Source organism: Pseudomonas putida (assembly GCF_028682475.1).
Taxonomy (GTDB): Bacteria; Pseudomonadota; Gammaproteobacteria; order Pseudomonadales; family Pseudomonadaceae; genus Aquipseudomonas; species Aquipseudomonas putida_AG.
In genome coordinates this window covers 26085-45574 of the sequence record NZ_JANHLE010000006.1, presented here as the reverse complement: position 1 = coordinate 45574, position 19490 = coordinate 26085, and the positions used below count along the sequence as shown (strand labels likewise).

The window sequence follows — 19490 nt, the reverse complement described above, 5'->3', positions numbered from 1 at the left end:
GTCTCAGCCACGGACCCGCAGGGTCAGGCCCTTGAGGAAGTTGCGCAGCAGCTGGTCGCCGCATGGACGGTAGTTGTTGTGCCCGACCTTGCGGAACAGCGCGCTGAGCTCCGGCTTGGACACCGGGAAATCAGCGGCCTTGAGGATCGCGTGCAGGTCGTCTTCCTTGAGTTCGAAGGCCACCCGCAGTTTTTTCATGATGATGTTGTTGGTCACCGGCAGTTCTACCGGCAGCGTAGGGCGGCTGTCGTCCTTGCCGCGCTTGAAGATCACCAGGCCATCGAGAAAGTGCGCGATGACTTCGTCAGGGCAGCGCACGAAGCCTTCTTCGTCCTCTTTCTTGAGGTAGGCGACGATATCGTCGGTGGCGACGTCGAAGCCGCTGAGCTTGATGATGTCGGTCAGTTTGGCGTCGTTGACGTCCAGCAGGTAGCGCAGGCTGCGCAGTACATCGTTGTGAATCATGGTGACAATCCTGTTCGGGGCGTCGCCCGGGTGGCGGCGCCTTGTTGCTAGAATCTTTCGGTGGTCGCCAGGTAGCGCCACTGCCCCAGGGGCAGCTTGCTCATGGACACGCCGCCCAGGCGAATCCGCCGCATGCTCAGCGGGGTGACCCCGACACTGCTGCACAGCAAGGCAATCAGGCCCGGCTGCGGGTTTTTCAGAACCATGCGCAGGCGCGTTTCGTTCTGCCAGCTGGCCTTGATCTTCGGCAGTTCGTTGCCCTTCCAGGTGAAGCCGCGGTTCAGCCGCTCCAGGCCGTGGGCGATCATGTCGCCACTGACTTCAACCACATATTCCTGTTCGAGCTTGGCCAGGTCGGCGTTGAGCTTGCGGGTCACCCGCCAGTCCTGGGTGAACACCTGCAGGCCGCTGGCGCCTTGCTGCAACGGCGCGACGCTGCTCAGGCGGGCGAAGTGGCCCTTGAGCGGGCGCCGGCCATGGCTGTGCTCTTGCGACAGACTGGCGGCAGTGATGCTGTTGCAGGCACTGTCGATGTCCAGGTCGGCCGGTTGGTGGAGTAGCAGGGTGACCGGCTCCAGGGCTTCGGCGCGGGCACCGGCCTGCAGTTCGACCTTCTGCTCGCCGACTTTGAATTGCGGTTCGTCGACCACCGCACCGTCCACGGTGACCCAGCCGCCTTCGATGTACAGTTCGGCCTCCCGTCGGGAACAACCGACCAGCTCGATGAGGCGTTTGGAAAGACGAATGGGTTCAGACATGACGACAGCCGTAGGCATAGGGAAAGATGCCCATTGTAACCGTGCGGACGGGCCCAGGTCCGGCAACATTCGCCCGCCGGGCCATTTATCTGCGATTTCGCTGCATTTCAGAAAGGTATGACGTCTTCTGTCAGCCGGTTTGCGCGGCTTTTGTCTGAATCAGCCTCAGATGCAGTAAGGGGTAGGGTTGGCCCATGCCATCTGTTTCCGAACGGCCGACCACTTCGAATCCCTGGTGCAAATAGAAGCCCAGCGCCTGCGGGTTTTGTTCGTTGACATCGAGTCCAACGGCGTTGAGTTCGTCGATGGCGTAGTGCAACAGGCGTTTGCCCAGCCCCTGGCCACGCGCAGCCGGATCGATAAAGAGCATTTCCACGCGCCCGGCGGCAACCCCGGCAAAACCGGTAATCCGTTGCTTGGCATCCTTGCAGCAGATCAGCATCACCGCATCCAGATACTGGCTGAGCAGCAGCTCACGCAACAGGCAAATGTAGCTGTCGGGCAGGAAGTCATGGGTTGCCCGTACAGACGCCTCCCAGACACGCGCCAGCTCCGGGTAGTCGTTTAACCTGGGGGTGTGCACGCTGATAGGCCTGTACATTGCTCTGCTCTCCTTGGGCAACAGAGAAAACGATAGTTGCAAAAAAAAGCCCCGCCAGGGTCGGCAGGGCTATTTTTCAGCGGGGTGTGATCAGATCGGTTCAGCCCACATGTCGTACTCGTCGGCGTCGGTGACCCGGCAGCGCACGGTGTCACCCGGCTTGAAGCCGTGGTTGCCATCGATGAACACGTTGCCGTCGATCTCCGGGGCGTCGAAGTAGCTGCGGCCTACCGAGCCTTCTTCTTCCACTTCGTCGATCAGCACGTCGATTTCGCGGCCGATGCGCAGTTGCAGGCGGGCACTGCTGATCGCCTGCTGGTGGGCCATGAAACGGTCCCAGCGCGCTTGCTTGACGTCATCGGGGACGACTTCCAGGCCCAGGTCGTTGGCCGGAGCGCCTTCGACGGGCGAGTACTGGAAGCAGCCGACGCGGTCGAGCTGGGCTTCGGTCAGCCAGTCGAGCAGGTACTGGAAGTCTTCTTCGGTTTCGCCCGGGAAGCCGACGATGAAGGTGGAGCGGATGATCAGCTCAGGGCACTGTTCGCGCCATTTCTTGATACGCGCCAGGGTCCGGTCTTCAAAGGCCGGACGTTTCATCGACTTGAGCACTTTCGGGCTGGCGTGCTGGAACGGGATGTCCAGGTACGGCAGGACTTTGCCGGCCGCCATCAGCGGAATGATGTCGTCGACGTTCGGGTACGGATAAACGTAGTGCAGGCGAACCCAGGCGCCCAGGCTGCTCAGTGCTTCGCACAGTTCGAGCATGCGGGTCTTGACCGGGCGACCGTTCCAGAAGTCGGTCTTGTATTTGACATCGACGCCATAGGCGCTGGTGTCCTGGGAGATCACCAGGATTTCCTTGACCCCGGCCTTGACCAGGCGCTCGGCTTCGCTGAGCACTTCACCGACCGGACGGCTGACCAGCTTGCCGCGCATCGACGGGATGATGCAGAAGCTGCAACTGTGGTTGCAGCCTTCGGAAATCTTCAGGTAGGCGTAGTGACGTGGGGTCAGCTTGACGCCCTGTGGTGGCACCAGGTCGATCAGCGGGTTGTGATCCTGGCGCGGCGGTACCACTTCGTGCACAGCGTTGACCACCTGCTCGTACTGCTGCGGACCGGTCACGGCCAGTACGCTCGGGTGCACGTCACGGATGCTGCCTTCCTCTACACCCATGCAGCCGGTGACGATGACCTTGCCGTTTTCCTTGATGGCCTCGCCGATCACTTCCAGGGACTCGGCCTTGGCGCTGTCGATGAAGCCACAGGTGTTGACCACCACCACATCGGCATCCTGATAGGTGGGCACGACTTCATAGCCTTCCATGCGCAGCTGGGTCAGGATGCGCTCGGAATCGACCAGGGCTTTGGGGCAGCCTAGGGAAACGAAGCCGACCTTTGGCGTGGTTGGCGCAGGAGTGGTGGACATGACTAACCTCGGTGTAATGGGGACAGCCGTGCGCAAGCGCCGCTGTCCTGTTGGGCGCTAGCAGCGCCTCTGATCAAAAAGTGCGCAATTCTAGCGGTGCGCAACGGAGTTGACCAGCTTTAAACGGGGAAATACGACGAGTGCTTTACGCGGCCAGGCTCCAGCAAAGCGGCTTTCTACCGCCGTCTAGGGGGCATAGGGGTTACTGCGCCTTGAACGCCGCTTGCGCCTTCGGGCTGGTGAGGATCGCGTAACGTGTTGTACGGGATACTTTTCCTGTGAGAAAACGCTCGAAAACAGGCATGAAGATACTGCGGTCCAATGCTGGCTGCTCGGCCTTCAGGTAGTTTTCACAGCAAGTGCGGTAGTCGTCCATGCTGATGAAGCGCTTGATCCAGTAGTGGAAAAAGTAACCCATTAAAAAACCCAGGCTGAAATCGCGATCAATCACCGAGTGTGCGCAGCACTCGAAATCGATCAAGCGCAGCTGGCCATCGGGGGCGATCAGGATGTTCTTCGGGTGAGGGTCCATGTGCACGAAGCCTTCATCGAGCATGCGTGCGAACAGATCGAAAACCTGTGGCAGCAATGTTGAGGCCTGTTCAGGGTGGGCGATCAAGCGATCATCAACGCTGCAATGATCGTCCAGGAAGCCGACCAGCAAGTATTCTTCCTTGAGAAACGGAAACCGCCCTTTGTAGCCAAAGGCAGCAACGCTGGGGGCGCAGGCCGATTTAGCGGATACCGCCGACAGGTTGATGAATTCGTTGGTCAGATCATGCAGGCCGAAAGCCTTCTTCAGGCCCAGGTAGTTCTGCAGCTGCTTTTTCCAATGGGTCAGGCGATTGTGCTTGAGGACCCATTTGCGCTCACCTTCGAGCAGGAAAACGCCGCGGGTCGCTTCCGGGGTGTCCAGCGGGGTGTGTTGTGCCGGTGTTGCCAGGAAGCGTCGAACGGCACTGGCAAGTTCCTGGTGATGGTGCGGATCAAAATGAAAGGTAATGCCCTCAATATCCTGTTTGTGCAGCGTTCGGGTAAGGCTCCTGAGGTGACGCATGTACCGCTCCCTGATCGAAAAATGCGCAATCCTAACGGCTGTGATGTCACTTAGCTAGCAGTCATGTGCTGTACCCTGGGCTATGCTTCGCGGCTATATGCCTGTGTTTCTATCGGGTCCTGTTGGCGCCAGCGGTGCGGTAGCTAAAGTCTCAGCGTCTGACGTGAATTTTACCGGCCCCAAGGGTCTTGGTTGCGGGAGTGGCGGATGGTTCAGGCAAGCGAACAGGCTGATTCCGGGCATTCGGCGGCGAAGCCGTTGAGCCTGCTGGTAGCGGCGGTAGGGGTGGTGTATGGCGATATCGGCACCAGTCCGTTGTACACCCTCAAGGAGGTGTTCTCCAGTGACTACGGGGTGCCGGTCAACCATGACGGGGTGCTGGGCATACTGGCGCTGATCTTCTGGTCGCTGGTGTGGGTTGTTTCGATCAAGTACATGGTGTTTATCCTGCGTGCCGACAATCAGGGCGAAGGTGGCACCATGGCCCTGACCGCCTTGGCCAGGCGTGCTTCGGCCCCTTATCCCAAGCTGCAAGCGGTTATGGTGGTTTGCGGCCTGATCGGCGCGGCGCTGTTTTATGGCGACAGCATGATCACCCCGGCCATTTCAGTGTTGTCGGCAGTGGAGGGCATGGAGCTGGCCTTCGACGGTATCGATCACTGGGTGGTGCCTATAGCCTTGGTGGTGCTGGTGGCGTTGTTTCTGATCCAGAAGCATGGCACCGCGCGGATCGGTATTCTGTTCGGGCCGGTAATGGTCACCTGGTTTCTGGTCCTGGCGGCGTTGGGCGTTCACGGTATCTCCCAGAGCCCAGAAGTGCTCAAGGCAATCAACCCGGTCTGGGCGGTGCGCTTCTTCATTCTTCATCCGGGGATGGGGGTGGCAATCCTCGGCGCTGTAGTCCTGGCCCTGACCGGCGCCGAGGCGTTGTATGCCGACATGGGCCACTTCGGCCGCAAGCCGATTGCCCGGGCCTGGTTCGTGTTGGTACTGCCGGCCCTGGTGCTGAACTACTTCGGCCAGGGCGCCATGCTGTTGCAGAACCCTGAGGCGGCGCGTAACCCCTTCTATCTATTGGCCCCCGCCTGGGCGTTGATTCCTCTGGTCGGCCTGTCCACCCTGGCGACCGTGATTGCCTCACAGGCGGTGATTTCCGGAGCCTTCTCCCTGACTCGCCAGGCGATCCAGCTGGGTTATGTACCGCGCATGCAGATCCAGCACACCTCAAGCCACGAACAGGGGCAGATCTACATCGGTGCGGTGAACTGGGCATTGATGGTCGGGGTGATCCTCCTGGTGCTCGGCTTCGAGTCGTCCGATGCGCTGGCCTCGGCTTATGGCGTGGCAGTGACCGGGACCATGCTGATGACCACCCTGCTGGTGTCTTCCGTCATGCTCTTGCTGTGGAAATGGCCACCCGTACTGGCGGTACCGGTGTTGCTTGGCTTTTTGCTGGTTGACGGCCTGTTCTTTGCCGCCAACGTACCGAAAGTGGTGCAGGGCGGGGCCTTTCCGGTGCTGGCGGGGATTGCCTTGTTCGCGCTGATGACGACCTGGAAGCGTGGCAAACAGATTCTGGTCGAACGCCTGGACGAGGGCAGCCTGCCGCTGCCGCTGTTCATTAGCAGCATTCGCGTGCAGCCACCGCACCGGGTCGAGGGCACTGCAGTGTTTCTGTCGGCGCGTGCCGATGCCGTACCTCATGCCTTGTTGCACAACATGCTGCATAACCAGGTGCTGCATCACCAGGTGGTGTTGCTCACAGTGGTCACTGAGGACACGCCGAGAGTTCCGGCGCAGCAGCAGTTCGAAGTCGAAGCCTATGGGGAGGGCTTCTACCGGGTATTACTGCATTTCGGCTTCATGGACGAACCCGATGTGCCCGGGGCGCTGAAGCTGTGCCATCTGGAGGGCCTGGACTTCAGTCCGATGCGCACCACCTATTTCCTCAGCCGCGAGACGGTGATCCCTTCGCGGCTGGTGGGGATGGCGCGTTGGCGGGCGATGTTGTTTGCGTTTCTGTTGAAGAACGCCAATGGCACGTTGCGTTTCTTCAACCTGCCGTTGAATCGGGTGATCGAGCTGGGAACGCAAGTCGAGATTTGACCTGCGCGGTGGGAGCGGGCTTGCCCCGCGATTGCGGTCTGTCAGTCAAATCGCATCGCGGGGCAAGCCCGCTCCCACAGGAATCAGTGCTCAGCAACGCTGGTCTTGCCCTGGCGATTTTCGATATCACTGATCAGGCGCTTGGCCAGCGCCGGGTAATTCTCGTCGAAATGATGCCCACCCGGCAGCTTCAGGCGTTCGCCAACCGCGGTGTGGTCGGTGCAGCCACTTTCATCGGCCTCTTCTTCGCCGTAGATGCAGATCACTTTCGCCGCTGGCAGTTTGGCCATTTCCGGGCCGGTAGGGGCTTCCTTGCCGGCGTTGCCCAGCCAGCCTTCGACTTCGATCTCGAAACTGCCGCTGCGAGCGAAGGCCAGCAGGATGACGGCGTCAACCCGTTGCTGGTCTTCAGCGGGAAGACGGTTGTAGATCGCCGGCAAGACGTCTGCGCCAAAGGAGTAGCCGGTCAGTACGAAACGCTTGGTGCCCCATTTCTGGCGGTAGTGCTGCATCAGCTCCGACAGGTCAATGGCGCTTTGCTCCGGCGTCTTGTGCTGCCAGTAGTAGCGCAGGGTGTCGATGCCGACCACTGGATAGCCAAGCTTGGCCATTTCGCCAGCCACGTCGCGGTCCAGGTCACGCCAGCCACCATCGCCGGAGAGGAACAGGGTCACGGTGTCGGTGGTCTGGCCGGCCGGGACTTCGACCACCGGGATGCTCATGGCGTTGCCCTCTTCACCCACCAGAGCCTGGGTAAGCTGTGCCTTGAGCACTTGCGGCAGGTGGATGTCGTAATCGCTGATGCTGGTTTCGGCGTTGGCCTGATCGCGTACGAAGGCGGCGCTGGCGTCGTCCGGGTTGTCGTTCCAGGCAACGCTCCAGTGGCCGTGAGCTGCCGACTTGGGCAGTGGGGTGGCGCAGCCCGGGCGTTCGATGCTGAAATCTACCGAGATGGCCTGGGCCTTGTCATCGCTCTGGCCTGCCAGCCAGTCCCAGGCTTGGGCCGCGCCAGGGCCGATACCGGCTACCAGGGTTGCCGGGCCTTGCAGTTGTTGCAGGGCCTGTTGCACGGCGGCTTTTTGCAAGGTGCAGTCGGCTGGCGGCAGGATCACCTGAACCAGCTGCGCTTCGCCGCTCTGACTCAGGTTCAGCAGTTGTTTATTCGTCAGGGCCTGATCCTGGGGCACGGCAATAGCCACCCGGGCTTTGGCGTGGCTGCCCGGGGTAACCCGGATCAGGCTGCTGCCATCGCCCAGCGTCAAGTGTTCCAGGCGCGGCTCAGGCGCTGGACGGGTCCACAGCCAGAAGCCCAAAGCTGCGACCAGCAAGCCCAGGAGCAGTGTGGCCAGAAGGTGTAACCAATAGCGTCGAATCATCAGCGTTTCACCAATCCAGTCAGGCCGCCGGCGATCAGGGCGGCGGTGTCAGCCAGTGCCACCAGCGGATCGAGTCCGGCAGGCACGGCCATGTAACGGGGTTCCCAGTCAGGCTGGAACTTGTCCTTGAAGCGTCTGAGGCCCTGGAAGTTATAGAGCTGCTCGCCACGCTGGAACACGATCGAGCCCAGGCGTTGGGTCAACGGTGCGCCACGGCGCGGTTGCAGGCCTGAGAGTGGCACCATGCCCAGGCTGAAACGGGCGTAGGCCTGCTGCTTATAGTGTTGGATCAGGCCGATCATCATGAATTCCATGGTCAGCTTCGGCGCCTGTGGGTGAGCACGCATCAGATCGAGGCTGGCCAGTTCGCGGCTGTGGGTTTCGAGCAAGTTGGCAAAGGCTACCGGGCGACCCTCGAAGCGGATCAGGGCAATCCGGAAATGTTGCAGGTACTCGGGGCTGAAGCGGCCCAGCGAGAAACCTTTCTCACGCACATTCTTGCCGCTCAGCCAGGCGTCGGAGATGACCTTGAGTTCCTCCAGTGGTGCTTGCCCCGGTTCATGCACTTCCAGGCTCAGACCGTCGCGGCCACCGCGGTTCCAGGTGTAGCGCAGGTCTTTCATCTCCTTGCCCTTGGCGTCCAGGTCAAAGCGCTTGAGGTCGACCCGTGCCTCTTCGCCGAGCTTGATCGCGGTCAGGCCGATATCCATATAGAACGGCAGGTTCTCGGCGCGCACCTGGTAGAACACCGGGCGGGCGTGGTGCACGTCACACAGGTCGCGGAACTGCCAGATCATCTCGGCTCGCTTGTGCGCGGGGCCGATAGGGTCGTACAGGGCGACAAGGCTGCGGCCACGGTGGGCGTACATAAGGAAGGCGTCGTCATCGGGGTGGAACAGCAATGCCTTGTCTCCCGTCAGCGCCAGGCCGCCATCCGGTTGGTCCGAAGCCTGCAGAATATGGTTGGCGCGCTGCAGCTCCTCGGTATTTGGCAGGTGAATCACCGGGCGTGCGGTGCGCAGCAACCAGGTCAGCGCGACCGCCACCAGCAGTACCGCGCTGCCCAGCGCCGAGCGCAGCCCGCGTGGAGCGTCGGCATCCAGGGTGAATTGCCACCACAGTTGATGGCTGTAAGGCACATCCTGATAGGCGAACAGCAGCAGCCAGATCGACGCGCCAATGACGCAAGCGCTGGCTACCAGATAGACCGGCGAGAAGGGCAGTTCCAGCAAGCGGCTGGGGCGGTAGAAGGAGCGCCGGAACAGCGCCAGCAGGCAGGCTGTAAAGGTCAGGATGCTGGCTTCCTCCCAGTCAAAGCCTTTAAGTAGCGAGAGCAGGGCGCCGACCAGCAGCAGGATGGTGGTCAGCATCCAGGCGGCAGACAGGCGACGGCGCAGGCCCTGAGCCAGCAGCAGGCACAACACGCCGATCAGGCTGGCGCCGAAATGTGAGGCGTCGATCAGGCGATGAGGAATGAGAAAACCCAGGTGTTCGAGGCGTTCGTCGATTTCTGGGGTCGCGCCGGAAAACAGCAGCACTACTCCAGAGAGAAACACCAGTACTGCCAGCACCGGCGCCGCCAGTCCCGATGCTGCTTTGATGGCTTGACGGGTAACCAGAAACCGTCGTGCTTCGTTGACCAGTAACAAGGCGCAAGCCAGCAGCAACGGCAATACCACATAGATCAGGCGATAGAGCAGCAGAGCGGCGGCCAGGGGCGCGGCGCCCAGCTGATCGGCGAAAGCGGCCAGCAGAATCGCCTCGAACACCCCGACACCACCGGGAACATGGCTCAGCACCCCGGCTGCGAGGGCCAGCAGGTAGACCAGCAGGAATGCGCCGAACGGCGGTGCTTCTGGTAGCAGCAGGTACAGCACGGTCGCCGCAGCGGCAACATCCAGGGCGGTGATCAGCAATTGCAGGGCGGTCAGGCGTGCGCCGGGCAGGCGCAGGGTGCGACGGCCGACGCGGACCAGCAGGTTGTCTACCCGCGGCTGCTCCGGCAGGCGTCGACGGTACAGACCGTAGGCCAGCAGCGCCGCCAGGCCCAGCACCGCCACGGCAATACTGGCCAGCAGTGCTTGTGGAAGATGCAGGGCAGCCGCCGCTGCCGGCAGATTGCTCAGGGTTGCCAGGGCTGCCAGTGGTGGCAGTGCACATCCGAGCGAGAGGCTGGCAAACAAGGTCATGCGCGCGACTTCAGCGGCGCCTATACCCTCGCGAGCATACAGTCGATAGCGCACCGATCCACCGGAGAGCAGCGACAGGCCGATGGCGTTGCCTATGGCGAAGGCACTGAATCCACCCATGATCAGGGTCTGGGGCGGTAACTGAACGCCGGCATAGCGACTGGCGGACCACTCGTAACTCAGCAGGATGATGAAGCCGGCGATTGTTGCCAGCAATGCGCCGGTCAGGGCCGCGGGCGGCACACTGAGCAGCGAATCATGCAGGGCATAGATGTCCAGTTCGCTGAGTAGATGACGGCAAGCGATCAGGGCGATGGTGAACAACAGCAAGGTCACCGCCAGACCGATCGGCTGGCGGTAGCGGCTCAAGCGCTCAAGCCAGCGTAAATGCTGGGCGGCGTTGGGCAACGCGGAGGTGACGGGCGCTTCTGTTTCGGGTGTCTGGCTGTGCATCAAGCACCTCGTGGAGGGTGCACGCCAGGAGGAACGTATCCAGCCAAGGTACCAATCCCTATGGAAAGTAGTGGCGACTATGATCGGGCCGCTGCCTGCCTGGAGGATAGTTAAAGAAAATTTATATTGCCGCAGGGGCTTGGGGCGGGGAGGCTGAATCGCAGATGCAAAAAAGGCCACTTTTTGCAAAGTGGCCTTTTCTGTTGTTTGGTTGCGGGAGCCGGATTTGAACCGACGACCTTCGGGTTATGAGCCCGACGAGCTACCAGACTGCTCCATCCCGCGTCTGATGTGGCGGATTCTACAGCCTTTGGCTAGGCTGTCAACGCTTAATTGTTGATTTACAATAAATTTATGCCTGAGCACTTTCTTCAGGCAAAGAAAAAGGCCACTCCGAAGAGTGGCCTTTTCTTAATCTGGTTGCGGGAGCCGGATTTGAACCGACGACCTTCGGGTTATGAGCCCGACGAGCTACCAGGCTGCTCCATCCCGCGCCTGTGAGATGAATTCTACAGTTATGCGCTGGGGTGTCAAGCGCTCATTTGAAGAAATCCTTTTTTGTTCAAATGCTTAGCGCTCTCTTTTAGTACTGCAAGGCAGCTGTGCCGGGGCTTGTAGGGTTAAAGTGTGTATGTTTATCCAGTGCCTGTGGTGCGTACCGTGCAGTGGAATGAGATACTGCCTACACGATTGTTCACCTGTAGCCACGGTTGCCGATGTCCCAGCGCAAGATCATCCATATTGATTGCGATTGCTTCTACGCCGCTATTGAAATGCGTGACGACCCGCGTCTGGGCGGGCGGCCGCTGGCGGTAGGTGGCTCGGCCGAGCGCCGTGGGGTCATCGCCACCTGTAATTATGAGGCGCGGGCTTATGGTGTGCGCTCGGCCATGTCGTCCCGGCATGCGCTCAACCTGTGCTCTGATCTGTTGATCGTCAAGCCGCGCATGGATGCCTATAAAGAAGCATCCAGGGAAATACACGCCATCTTCCGCGACTACACCGATCTGATCGAACCGTTGTCGCTGGATGAAGCCTACCTGGATGTCTCGGACAGCTCCTGGTTTGCCGGTAGCGCTACACGGATTGCCGCCGACATTCGTCGCCGGGTTGCGCAACAGCTGCACATCACCGTTTCAGCCGGGGTGGCGCCGAACAAGTTCCTGGCCAAGATCGCCAGTGATTGGCGCAAACCCAACGGTTTGTTTGTGATCACGCCCAATGAAGTCGAAGAATTTGTGGCGGCATTGCCGGTGAGCAAGCTGCACGGCGTGGGCAAGGTGACTGCGGACAAGCTTGGTCGCCTGGGGATCACCAACTGCCTGGAACTGCGCGACTGGAGTCGCCTGGCGCTGGCCCGTGAGTTCGGCAGTTTTGGCGAGCGTCTGTGGGGGCTGGCGCGGGGTATCGATGAGCGTGCGGTGCACAACGACAGTCGTCGTCAGTCGGTCAGTGTCGAAAACACCTACGACACGGATCTACCTGATCTGGCCAGTTGTCTGGAGAAATTGCCGGAGTTGCTGGACACCCTGGCCGGACGCATGGCGCGAATCGACGACAGTTATCGACCGGGCAAACCCTTTGTCAAAGTGAAGTTCCACGATTTTACCCAGACCACCCTGGAGCAGGCCGGTGCCGGGCGTGACCTGGGCAGTTATCAGCTATTGCTCAGTCAGGCGTTTGCCCGAGGCGGCAAGCCGGTGAGGTTATTGGGTATCGGAGTGCGTTTGCAGGATTTGCGTGGTGCTCATGAACAGCTGGAATTGTTTAACCACGATTGACTGGAATGCTATCGCGGGGCAAGCCCGCTCCCACAGGTATTGCATAACTCGGTGGGAGCGGGCTTGCCCCGCGATAGATCAATGCACGCCAGGATCGGCGACCAGGCGGCCGGCATCCTTGGTCAGCGACTGGAGAAACTCCTGTTGCAGCTCAGGGTCGTTGCGGGTGAGTTCGATCAGGCTCTGCTCCAGCTCGCTGGCTTCTTCTTCCAGTCCCAGTTCAGACAGACGCTTGACCCGGTGCACCCACTGACTGACTTCATCGTCTTCCAGATCGTCGAAGATCAGGTCGTGGGCTTCCACCAGCTTGTTGCGCAAGGTGCTGCTGATCAGCAGGCTGGCATCGCCGCGGACGTTGTTGTCTTCATCGGCGACCTGCAGATGCAGGGTACCGATGTGGGTCAGGTTCTGTTCGGAGAACGGGCTGTCGAGCAGGTTCAGCAACAGCACACCGTTGCGATCGGTCGTCAGCGTATGGTTCACCTTGCCGGCCTTGACCTCGACCGGACGATCGTTCCACGGCAGGCTGGTGTACTCCTGGCGTTTGTCCTTCTGTACCTCGGTAATCCCGGCAAGGTTCTGCTGGGCGCGGCCATTGGACTGAGCGTTCATGAACGGGTTGAGGCCATCGATACCGTAGCTGAACCAGTCGCGGGTAACGCTATCGGGCAGGTTGCCCAGCGCGAAGATATTGACCACGTTGGCACCGACACCGGCCACCACCGCCATCGCCCCCAGGGGAATCTCGTAGACTTCCCGCCAGGGTTGGTAGGGCGTGTAGCGATCATAACGACGGGTGACTTCGAATTCGGTGACTTCGAAGTTCTTCTGTTCATGAATGCGCACACGCCGCTGGGGCAGTTCGAGTACCTTCGGGTCCCCGACATCAATCTGCAGGCTGTGTTCGAGCAGCTTGCGCTCGATGCGTTCCTCATGCTCGCTGCGCTGGGACATCTGGTTGGCGCAACCGCTGAGCAACAGGGCGCCGCTCAGTGCGGCGCCCCCCAGGGTAAAGGTACTTCGCTTGAACATGATTACTCTTGTTTGACTATCAGCGACGAATGCGGGCCTGCAGGAACGACAGGACATCGGCTACCGGCAAGGACTGGGCCTCGCTTTCGGTACGTTGTTTGTATTCCAGCTTGCCTTCGGCCAAACCGCGATCGCTGACGACGATGCGGTGAGGGATACCAATCAGCTCCATATCGGCGAACTTGATGCCGGGGCTGGTTTTCTTGTCACGGTCGTCCAGCAGTACTTCAAAACCGGCTGCGGTCAGTTCGGCGTACAGCTTGTCAGTCGCCTGGCGGACTTCTTCTGTTTCGTAGCGCAGCGGTACTAGGGCAATCTGGAACGGCGCCAGGGTGTCGCTCCAGATGATGCCCTTGTCGTCGTAGTTCTGCTCGATGGCCGCAGCCACCACACGGGACACGCCGATACCGTAGCAACCCATGCTCAGGGTTACCGGCTTGCCGTTTTCACCCAGTACCTGGCACTTGAGCGCTTCGCTGTACTTGGTGCCGAGCTGGAAGATGTGTCCAACTTCGATACCGCGCTTGATCACCAGGGTGCCCTGGCCATCCGGGCTTGGGTCGCCTTCGACGACGTTACGCAGGTCGGCTACTTGTGGAACGGGCAGGTCACGCTCCCAGTTGACGCCGAAGTAATGCTTGTCGTCGATGTTGGCACCCACGCCGAAGTCGCTCATCAGCGCGACCGAACGGTCGATGATGCATGGCAGCGGCAGGTTCAGCGGGCCGAGCGAGCCGGCGCCAGCGCCGATGGCGTCACGCAGTTCTTCATCGCTGGCCATGACCAGTGGGCTGGCCACTTCTGGCAGGTTGGCGGCCTTGATTTCGTTCAGCTCGTGATCGCCACGGACGATCAGGGCAATCAGCTTGCCTTCTTCGGCGGCGTGGACGATCAGGGTCTTGACGGTCTTTTCGATCGCCAGGCCGTAGTTTTCCACCAGTTGCGCGATGGTCTTGGCGTCCGGGGTATCGACCAGGCGCAGTTCTTCGGTAGGCGCTGGGCGCACGGTTTCCCGTGGGATGGCCTCGGCCTTCTCGATGTTGGCGGCGTAGTCGGAGCTGTCGCTGAAGATCACATCGTCTTCACCGGACTCGGCCAGCACATGGAATTCGTGGGAGTAGCTACCGCCGATCGAGCCGGTGTCGGCTTGTACAGGACGGAAGTCCAGGCCCAGGCGGGTAAAGATGTTGCTGTAGGCCAGGTGCATGCGGTCGTAGGTTTCCTGCAGGGAAGCCTGGTCGGCATGGAAGGAGTAGGCGTCCTTCATGATGAATTCGCGGCCACGCATCAGGCCGAAGCGCGGACGGATCTCGTCACGGAATTTGGTCTGGATCTGGTACATGTTCAACGGCAGCTGTTTATAGCTGTTGAGTTCGTTGCGGGCCAGATCAGTGATGACTTCTTCATGGGTCGGGCCCACGCAGAAGTCGCGACCGTGACGGTCTTTGAGGCGCAGCAGCTCAGGGCCGTACTGTTCCCAGCGACCGGATTCCTGCCACAGCTCGGCCGGCTGGATGCTTGGCATCAGCACTTCGAGGGCGCCAGCGGCGTTCATTTCCTCGCGGACCACGGTCTCAACCTTGCGCATTACCCGAAGGCCCATCGGCAGCCAGGTATAAAGGCCGGATGCGAGCTTGCGGATCATGCCGGCACGCAGCATGAGCTGGTGGCTGATGACGACCGCGTCGGAAGGGGTTTCTTTCTGGGTAGCGAGCAAATATTGACTGGTGCGCATGGTAGGCCGTTGTCGGTTGCTTAAGACTTTAAATGACCCCGCATTGTACGGGGGCGATTCGGTGGCGTACAGGATGCCGGAGCACGAAGGCGTTGTCAGCCCGGATCGAGACAAGAAAAAGCCCGGCAATGCCGGGCTTTTTCGTACTGGGGATACTGAAAGCCCGGGGCTTACAGGATGCTCAGCGGGTACTCGACGATCAGGCGCAGTTCGTCCAGCGATGGCGAACCGTAGTAAACGCCGTCGGCGGAACGGTAGGTGGCCTGACGTACGCGGAAGCTCAGGTCCTTGGCAGGGCCTTCTTGCAGGACGTACTTGGCTTCGATGTCGCGTTCCCACTCTTTACCGTTGGTGGTGCCTTCGACGTTGGCACCTTCACCGGTCACGTAACGGGTCATGAAGCTCAGGCCCGGTACGCCATAGCTGGCCATGTTCAGGTCGTAGCGAGCCTGCCAGGAGCGCTCGTCTTCGGCGTTGAAGTCGGAACGGGCCACGGAGTTGGCCAGGAAGATCGAGCCGCCACCGTCAATGCCATACCCGTAGTCACCTTCACCGACTACACGCTGGTGAGCCAGGGTGAAAGTGTGGGCGCCAATGTTGTAGGCAGCCGACAGGCTGAATGCCTGGTTGTCCAGCTCGTCGCCGTCATAGGCGGTATACAGGGCAGCGCCTTCGCTCTTGGTGTCATAAAAGTTGACGTCGAACACCAGGCCTTGGTTGTCGTTGATTGGCAGCGCCCAGTTGACGTTGGCGTAGTACTTGCGCCAGTAATCTTCAACTTTGGAGTAGTAGAGGCTGGTGCTCAGGTTGTCGGTGAAGGAGTAGCTACCACCGAAAACGTCGGCACTGGTCAGGCCAGGGTTCTTCTGGCGGGTTACTTTGTCAACACCGCCGATACTGTCGTGATACGACTGCGATTGAGCGTTGAGCGCGGTGAAGTGACCGGCGTTCAGCTCCAGGCCGTTGATTTCCTTGCTGGTGAGCAGGAAACCCTCAATGGTTTCTGGCAGCAGGCGGCTGTCGTCGGTGGCCAGAACCGGCATGGAAGTGAACTGGGTGCCGTACTTGAGGACGGTCTCGGAGATGCGCATTTTAACTGCGCCGCCGCCTTCAGAGAAGGAATCCTCGGAGCGCCCGTCGGAGCCGGTTGGGAACTGGCCGGTGCCGGTACGGCCCTTGCCACTGTCCAGTTTTATGCCAAGCATGCCAATGGCATCAACACCGAAACCGACGGCGCCTTGAGTGAAGCCGGATTCGTAGGTGCCGAGAAAGCCCAGGCCGGTTTCTTCGGAGCGTCGTGGGCTACCGTCTGTCGGGGCTGTGCTGTTGCGTGGGTCACGGCTGAAATACAGCATGCGGGTTTTGACGTTCAGCGAGCTGTCTTCAACAAAGCCCTTGGATTCACTTTGCGAAGAGGCGAATGCCATTTGCGAGGTGCCTGCTGCAACAGCCAGGGCGATTATGCTCCACTTCATCACGCGCATCGTGATTTGCTCCTTTGGTTTTTAGGAAGAGTACTGCCGTCGCCCATTGGTTTTTTTATGCGGCGCGGCTCTTTCTTTTTGTGTCGGCGGAAATGTATATCACGCAGACTGTAGTTGGCGATATGGGGGGAAAGAACCTTTCGGTAACTTTACGGTCATGTCGCTAACGGTTAAGTCCCTGTCGCAAATCACGTCCCGATTTTACGGGGCGTACAACTCCAGCGCTGTTCCGGACGGCTTAAGGATAGGTAAAAACAATCTAGCCCCCCGGCCCCGGTACTCCCTGGTTTACCCATGCAACTGTTGTTATTTGTCGCGCTTCACCGCATCAGTGCAGGTGTCGTGCCGACTGTGGCGGATGAGAATGCAACAAGCGTGCTCAAAAGCGCGAGTGGTTCACAAAAATTTCACATCCCCCCGCAGAAAGGCCGCCAAGTGCCGTAAATCCGGGGGAGCTAAGATCGAAAGGTTCGTATGGGCGGGGCGTTCTGGAATAAGGGGAAAACTGTCCTTTAAGTCAAAGCGTTACCATGGAAACACTGTGCTGGGTAGTTTGCGGATACTTTGGGTGCCAGACACAGGAGGCAAGCCTCATTTTGGTGCGAAAAGTAGCGTTTCCGGGCTTGGCGGGCTGTTACCGCTTCGTTTGTCGGGAGCAGGGGGGAGAATTACGGCCAAACCGGTGCGTTTCTACTTTTACTGACTACCTGGCAATGCTCCGCTACGCGAACAGAGGTATCCTGCAGCATTCCGTCTGTCGCGCCGGGTTGGCTGCGCGCGGGCAAGGTACTAAACAGTTGTAGGAGATGCCCTGTGTTTGTTCTGGATTCACGTCTACAAGAAGACACCTATGTACTCGGGGACTTTCCTCTTTGTCGGCTGTTGCTGAGCAAGGACGCCAACTATCCCTGGTTTATCCTGGTACCGCGTCGCGCCGATATCAGTGAATTGTTTCAACTGGATGACAGCGATCAGGCGCAACTGTGGAAAGAGACCACAGCCTTGGCGGAAAACCTCAAGGACAGTTTTGCCGCCGATAAAATGAATGTCGCCACGCTGGGCAATGTCGTCAGTCAACTTCATATGCATGTCATCGTGCGGCGACGTAACGACCCGGCCTGGCCTGCTCCGGTCTGGGGTAACAAACCGGCAACTGCTTATACCGCCGAGCAGCTTGCGGATGTTCGCAAGCGTCTGGCGACAGTGCTCGATGACAACTTCACATTCGCCGAGGTGTGAGAAATGACACTTGAAGCACGGGTAACCGAGCTGGAAAGCCGCGTGGCCTTCCAGGACGATACAATCCAGGCCCTTAACGATGTGCTGGTCGAACAGCAGCGGGTGGTTGAGCGCTTGCAGCTGCAGATGGCGGCACTGCTCAAGCGTTACGAGGAAATGGTCGGCCAATACCAGACCAGCGAAGAAGAGGCGCCGCCGCCACATTATTGAGCGCTAGCGTTCAGGCATGAAAAAACCGCGGTCGCCCAGGCGCCGCGGTTTTTTATTTGTCGCAGGATCAGCGCCGTGGGGCGGCGATCACGTCTTCGGCTTGCAGGCCCTTGTCGCGGTTCATCACCGAGAACTCCACACGCTGGCCTTCGACCAGGACACGGTGGCCTTCGCCACGAATGGCGCGGAAGTGGACAAAAATGTCATCACCCGAGTCGCGGGAGATGAAGCCAAAGCCCTTGGACGTGTTGAACCACTTGACCGTACCGGTATCGCGGTTGCTCATGTCGTACTGGGTGTGTTGGCTGCGCGCGCTGGCGGTTTTGATGAAGCCGGCGATCAGATGCAGCACGACGGCCAGCAGGGTGACAGCCAGCGCTGGCAGGTTGCCCAGCTCGGGGCGGGCCAGCAGGGTCACGGTCTGCAGCACTACAGCCAGCACCAGCAAAACGCTGCTCACGCGCTGAAGCTGCAGGCGTGCGCCTTTGTAGTGGGGGACCACGGGGGCGAGGAGCAGGTTGAGCAGGCCGAACAGCGCCAGGTAGATGGCTTCCGGTTGCTGCAGCAGGGGAACTGCATCGGTTCTCAGGCTGGGGATGAAGGACAGCAGCAAAGCTGCAGCGCCCGTCAACAGGTGGACGATCTTGAACATGTTGGTTGGCTCACATTGATAAGGCATATCACAGGAAGAGCTGACATCACGGCGCGCATTGGCTTGAGAAGCGCAAAAACGTGAGAAAAGGCCAGCCTATGCGCCCCTGCACTGACAATCGTCAGGGGCGGCACGCCGCCTATTTAACAGCAAAGCCCCAGGCTTCTCAAATCATCGGCAAACCGTGTGTCGCCTGCTCCGGGCCCGAGCTGCCGGTGCCTGCAGCGCTGTGTCGCAGGTGCAGCGCTGCAGTCAGTGGCAAGTATTGGTACAGTGGGGTGTACCTGCTTGATCTTCAAACATCATGTAAAGGGGAATCGCATGGCTATTGATATCGGTATCAGTGAAGAAGACCGCAAGTCCATTGTCGATGGGCTGTCGCGGCTGTTGTCGGATACGTATGTACTCTATCTGAAGACCCATAACTTCCACTGGAACGTGACGGGCCCGGCCTTTCGCACATTGCACTTGATGTTTGAAGAGCAATACAACGAGCTGGCCCTGGCCGTGGACTCCATTGCCGAGCGCATTCGGGCCCTGGGTTTTCCCGCGCCCGGCGCTTATTCGATCTATGCCCGTTTGTCTTCGATCAAGGAAGAAGAGGGCGTGCCGCCTGCCGAGGAAATGATCAAGCAGCTGGTGGACGGGCAGGAAGCCGTGACCCGGACGGCACGAAGCATTTTCCCGCTGCTCGATAAAGTCAGTGACGAGCCGACTGCAGACCTGCTTACCCAGCGTATGCAAGTGCACGAAAAAACCGCCTGGATGTTGCGCTCGTTGCTCGAAGGTAAATAGGCCGGCAGGGCAGTAAACGCTTTGGCAAAAATGCCCGGACCCTTCAGGTGGCCGGGCATTGAGCGTTAATAAGGAAGGCGTTCTATGGTGATGCGATCCATCCTGTCTTGCCGAGCAATCCTACAGCCA

16 protein-coding genes and 2 tRNA genes are annotated in these 19490 nt (G+C 59.9%); 5 read left to right on the top strand and 13 right to left on the bottom strand.

Going from position 1 to position 19490, the window contains the following annotated elements:
- Positions 1 to 3 precede the first annotated feature (3 nt).
- The 5 genes from NPS47_RS07130 to NPS47_RS07110 all read right to left on the bottom strand — a co-directional run bounded on the left by NPS47_RS07130 (position 4) and on the right by NPS47_RS07110 (position 4309).
- Positions 4 to 465: a DUF1456 family protein gene (locus tag NPS47_RS07130; RefSeq protein ID WP_274294299.1), complete on the bottom strand. Its 462-nt coding sequence runs from the start codon at positions 463 to 465 to the stop codon at positions 4 to 6.
- Positions 466 to 512: 47 nt separating this feature from the next.
- The gene (locus tag NPS47_RS07125; protein WP_274294298.1) at positions 513 to 1223 is read right to left on the bottom strand and encodes an rRNA pseudouridine synthase; all 711 of its coding nucleotides are present in this window, start codon (positions 1221 to 1223) and stop codon (positions 513 to 515) included.
- 130 nt (positions 1224 to 1353) lie between these two features.
- A complete protein-coding gene (locus tag NPS47_RS07120; RefSeq protein WP_274294297.1) occupies positions 1354 to 1824 on the bottom strand; it encodes a GNAT family N-acetyltransferase in 471 nt (156 codons plus the stop codon).
- A 90-nt stretch (positions 1825 to 1914) separates the two neighbouring features.
- The gene (gene rimO, locus NPS47_RS07115) at positions 1915 to 3252 is read right to left on the bottom strand and encodes a 30S ribosomal protein S12 methylthiotransferase RimO (RefSeq protein ID WP_274294296.1); all 1338 of its coding nucleotides are present in this window, start codon (positions 3250 to 3252) and stop codon (positions 1915 to 1917) included.
- Between the two features lie 202 nt (positions 3253 to 3454).
- On the bottom strand, positions 3455 to 4309 hold the full coding sequence (locus NPS47_RS07110; protein ID WP_274294295.1) for a phosphotransferase: 855 nt from the start codon (positions 4307 to 4309) through the stop codon (positions 3455 to 3457).
- 207 nt (positions 4310 to 4516) lie between these two features.
- Between NPS47_RS07110 and NPS47_RS07105 the strand changes: the two genes are divergently transcribed.
- Positions 4517 to 6415, top strand: coding sequence for a potassium transporter Kup (locus NPS47_RS07105; protein ID WP_274294294.1), 1899 nt, complete (start codon positions 4517 to 4519; stop codon positions 6413 to 6415).
- Positions 6416 to 6498: 83 nt separating this feature from the next.
- On the opposite strand, the gene NPS47_RS07100 is transcribed toward NPS47_RS07105, so the two are convergent.
- The 4 genes from NPS47_RS07100 to NPS47_RS07085 form a co-directional block, all read right to left on the bottom strand.
- Positions 6499 to 7791: a virulence factor family protein gene (locus NPS47_RS07100; protein ID WP_274294293.1), complete on the bottom strand. Its 1293-nt coding sequence runs from the start codon at positions 7789 to 7791 to the stop codon at positions 6499 to 6501.
- The gene (gene mprF / locus NPS47_RS07095) at positions 7791 to 10433 is read right to left on the bottom strand and encodes a bifunctional lysylphosphatidylglycerol flippase/synthetase MprF (protein ID WP_274294292.1); all 2643 of its coding nucleotides are present in this window, start codon (positions 10431 to 10433) and stop codon (positions 7791 to 7793) included. Before mprF ends, NPS47_RS07100 begins: the two co-directional genes overlap by 1 nt.
- Positions 10434 to 10641: 208 nt before the next feature.
- Positions 10642 to 10718, bottom strand: a tRNA-Met gene (locus NPS47_RS07090).
- 132 nt (positions 10719 to 10850) lie between these two features.
- Positions 10851 to 10927: transfer RNA gene (locus NPS47_RS07085), tRNA-Met, on the bottom strand.
- A gap of 222 nt (positions 10928 to 11149) precedes the next feature.
- Here NPS47_RS07085 and dinB point away from each other — a divergent pair.
- Positions 11150 to 12214 (top strand): DNA polymerase IV, encoded by a 1065-nt coding sequence (gene dinB / locus NPS47_RS07080; protein WP_274294291.1) that lies wholly within the window; start codon positions 11150 to 11152, stop codon positions 12212 to 12214.
- Between the two features lie 78 nt (positions 12215 to 12292).
- On the opposite strand, the gene NPS47_RS07075 is transcribed toward dinB, so the two are convergent.
- The 3 genes from NPS47_RS07075 to NPS47_RS07065 form a co-directional block, all read right to left on the bottom strand.
- Positions 12293 to 13246 (bottom strand): hypothetical protein, encoded by a 954-nt coding sequence (locus NPS47_RS07075; protein ID WP_274294290.1) that lies wholly within the window; start codon positions 13244 to 13246, stop codon positions 12293 to 12295.
- 19 nt (positions 13247 to 13265) lie between these two features.
- On the bottom strand, positions 13266 to 14981 hold the full coding sequence (locus NPS47_RS07070) for a proline--tRNA ligase (RefSeq protein ID WP_274294289.1): 1716 nt from the start codon (positions 14979 to 14981) through the stop codon (positions 13266 to 13268).
- A 170-nt stretch (positions 14982 to 15151) separates the two neighbouring features.
- On the bottom strand, positions 15152 to 16465 hold the full coding sequence (locus NPS47_RS07065; RefSeq protein WP_274294288.1) for an OprD family porin: 1314 nt from the start codon (positions 16463 to 16465) through the stop codon (positions 15152 to 15154).
- An 813-nt stretch (positions 16466 to 17278) separates the two neighbouring features.
- Between NPS47_RS07065 and NPS47_RS07060 the strand changes: the two genes are divergently transcribed.
- Both NPS47_RS07060 and NPS47_RS07055 read left to right on the top strand, forming a co-directional pair.
- Positions 17279 to 17704, top strand: coding sequence for an HIT family protein (locus NPS47_RS07060; RefSeq protein WP_274294287.1), 426 nt, complete (start codon positions 17279 to 17281; stop codon positions 17702 to 17704).
- A gap of 3 nt (positions 17705 to 17707) precedes the next feature.
- Positions 17708 to 17914: a SlyX family protein gene (locus NPS47_RS07055; RefSeq protein WP_274294286.1), complete on the top strand. Its 207-nt coding sequence runs from the start codon at positions 17708 to 17710 to the stop codon at positions 17912 to 17914.
- Between the two features lie 67 nt (positions 17915 to 17981).
- Here NPS47_RS07055 and NPS47_RS07050 read toward each other — a convergent pair whose 3' ends face one another.
- A complete protein-coding gene (locus tag NPS47_RS07050) occupies positions 17982 to 18566 on the bottom strand; it encodes a cold-shock protein (protein ID WP_274294285.1) in 585 nt (194 codons plus the stop codon).
- A gap of 321 nt (positions 18567 to 18887) precedes the next feature.
- On the opposite strand from NPS47_RS07050, the gene NPS47_RS07045 reads away from it, so the two are divergent.
- A complete protein-coding gene (locus tag NPS47_RS07045; RefSeq protein ID WP_274294284.1) occupies positions 18888 to 19361 on the top strand; it encodes a Dps family protein in 474 nt (157 codons plus the stop codon).
- Positions 19362 to 19490 lie beyond the last annotated feature (129 nt).

What these genes read in the sequence shown, in the direction of transcription:
- NPS47_RS07130 (WP_274294299.1), bottom strand. Translation starts at nt 465, where the DNA reads ATGATTCACAACGATGTACTGCGCAGCCTGCGCTACCTGCTGGACGTC.
- NPS47_RS07125 (WP_274294298.1), bottom strand. Translation starts at nt 1,223, where the DNA reads ATGTCTGAACCCATTCGTCTTTCCAAACGCCTCATCGAGCTGGTCGGT.
- NPS47_RS07120 (WP_274294297.1), bottom strand. Translation starts at nt 1,824, where the DNA reads ATGTACAGGCCTATCAGCGTGCACACCCCCAGGTTAAACGACTACCCG.
- rimO (WP_274294296.1), bottom strand. Translation starts at nt 3,252, where the DNA reads ATGTCCACCACTCCTGCGCCAACCACGCCAAAGGTCGGCTTCGTTTCC.
- NPS47_RS07110 (WP_274294295.1), bottom strand. Translation starts at nt 4,309, where the DNA reads ATGCGTCACCTCAGGAGCCTTACCCGAACGCTGCACAAACAGGATATT.
- NPS47_RS07105 (WP_274294294.1), top strand. Translation starts at nt 4,517, where the DNA reads ATGGTTCAGGCAAGCGAACAGGCTGATTCCGGGCATTCGGCGGCGAAG.
- NPS47_RS07100 (WP_274294293.1), bottom strand. Translation starts at nt 7,791, where the DNA reads ATGATTCGACGCTATTGGTTACACCTTCTGGCCACACTGCTCCTGGGC.
- mprF (WP_274294292.1), bottom strand. Translation starts at nt 10,433, where the DNA reads ATGCACAGCCAGACACCCGAAACAGAAGCGCCCGTCACCTCCGCGTTG.
- dinB (WP_274294291.1), top strand. Translation starts at nt 11,150, where the DNA reads ATGTCCCAGCGCAAGATCATCCATATTGATTGCGATTGCTTCTACGCC.
- NPS47_RS07075 (WP_274294290.1), bottom strand. Translation starts at nt 13,246, where the DNA reads ATGTTCAAGCGAAGTACCTTTACCCTGGGGGGCGCCGCACTGAGCGGC.
- NPS47_RS07070 (WP_274294289.1), bottom strand. Translation starts at nt 14,981, where the DNA reads ATGCGCACCAGTCAATATTTGCTCGCTACCCAGAAAGAAACCCCTTCC.
- NPS47_RS07065 (WP_274294288.1), bottom strand. Translation starts at nt 16,465, where the DNA reads ATGCGCGTGATGAAGTGGAGCATAATCGCCCTGGCTGTTGCAGCAGGC.
- NPS47_RS07055 (WP_274294286.1), top strand. Translation starts at nt 17,708, where the DNA reads ATGACACTTGAAGCACGGGTAACCGAGCTGGAAAGCCGCGTGGCCTTC.
- NPS47_RS07050 (WP_274294285.1), bottom strand. Translation starts at nt 18,566, where the DNA reads ATGTTCAAGATCGTCCACCTGTTGACGGGCGCTGCAGCTTTGCTGCTG.
- NPS47_RS07045 (WP_274294284.1), top strand. Translation starts at nt 18,888, where the DNA reads ATGGCTATTGATATCGGTATCAGTGAAGAAGACCGCAAGTCCATTGTC.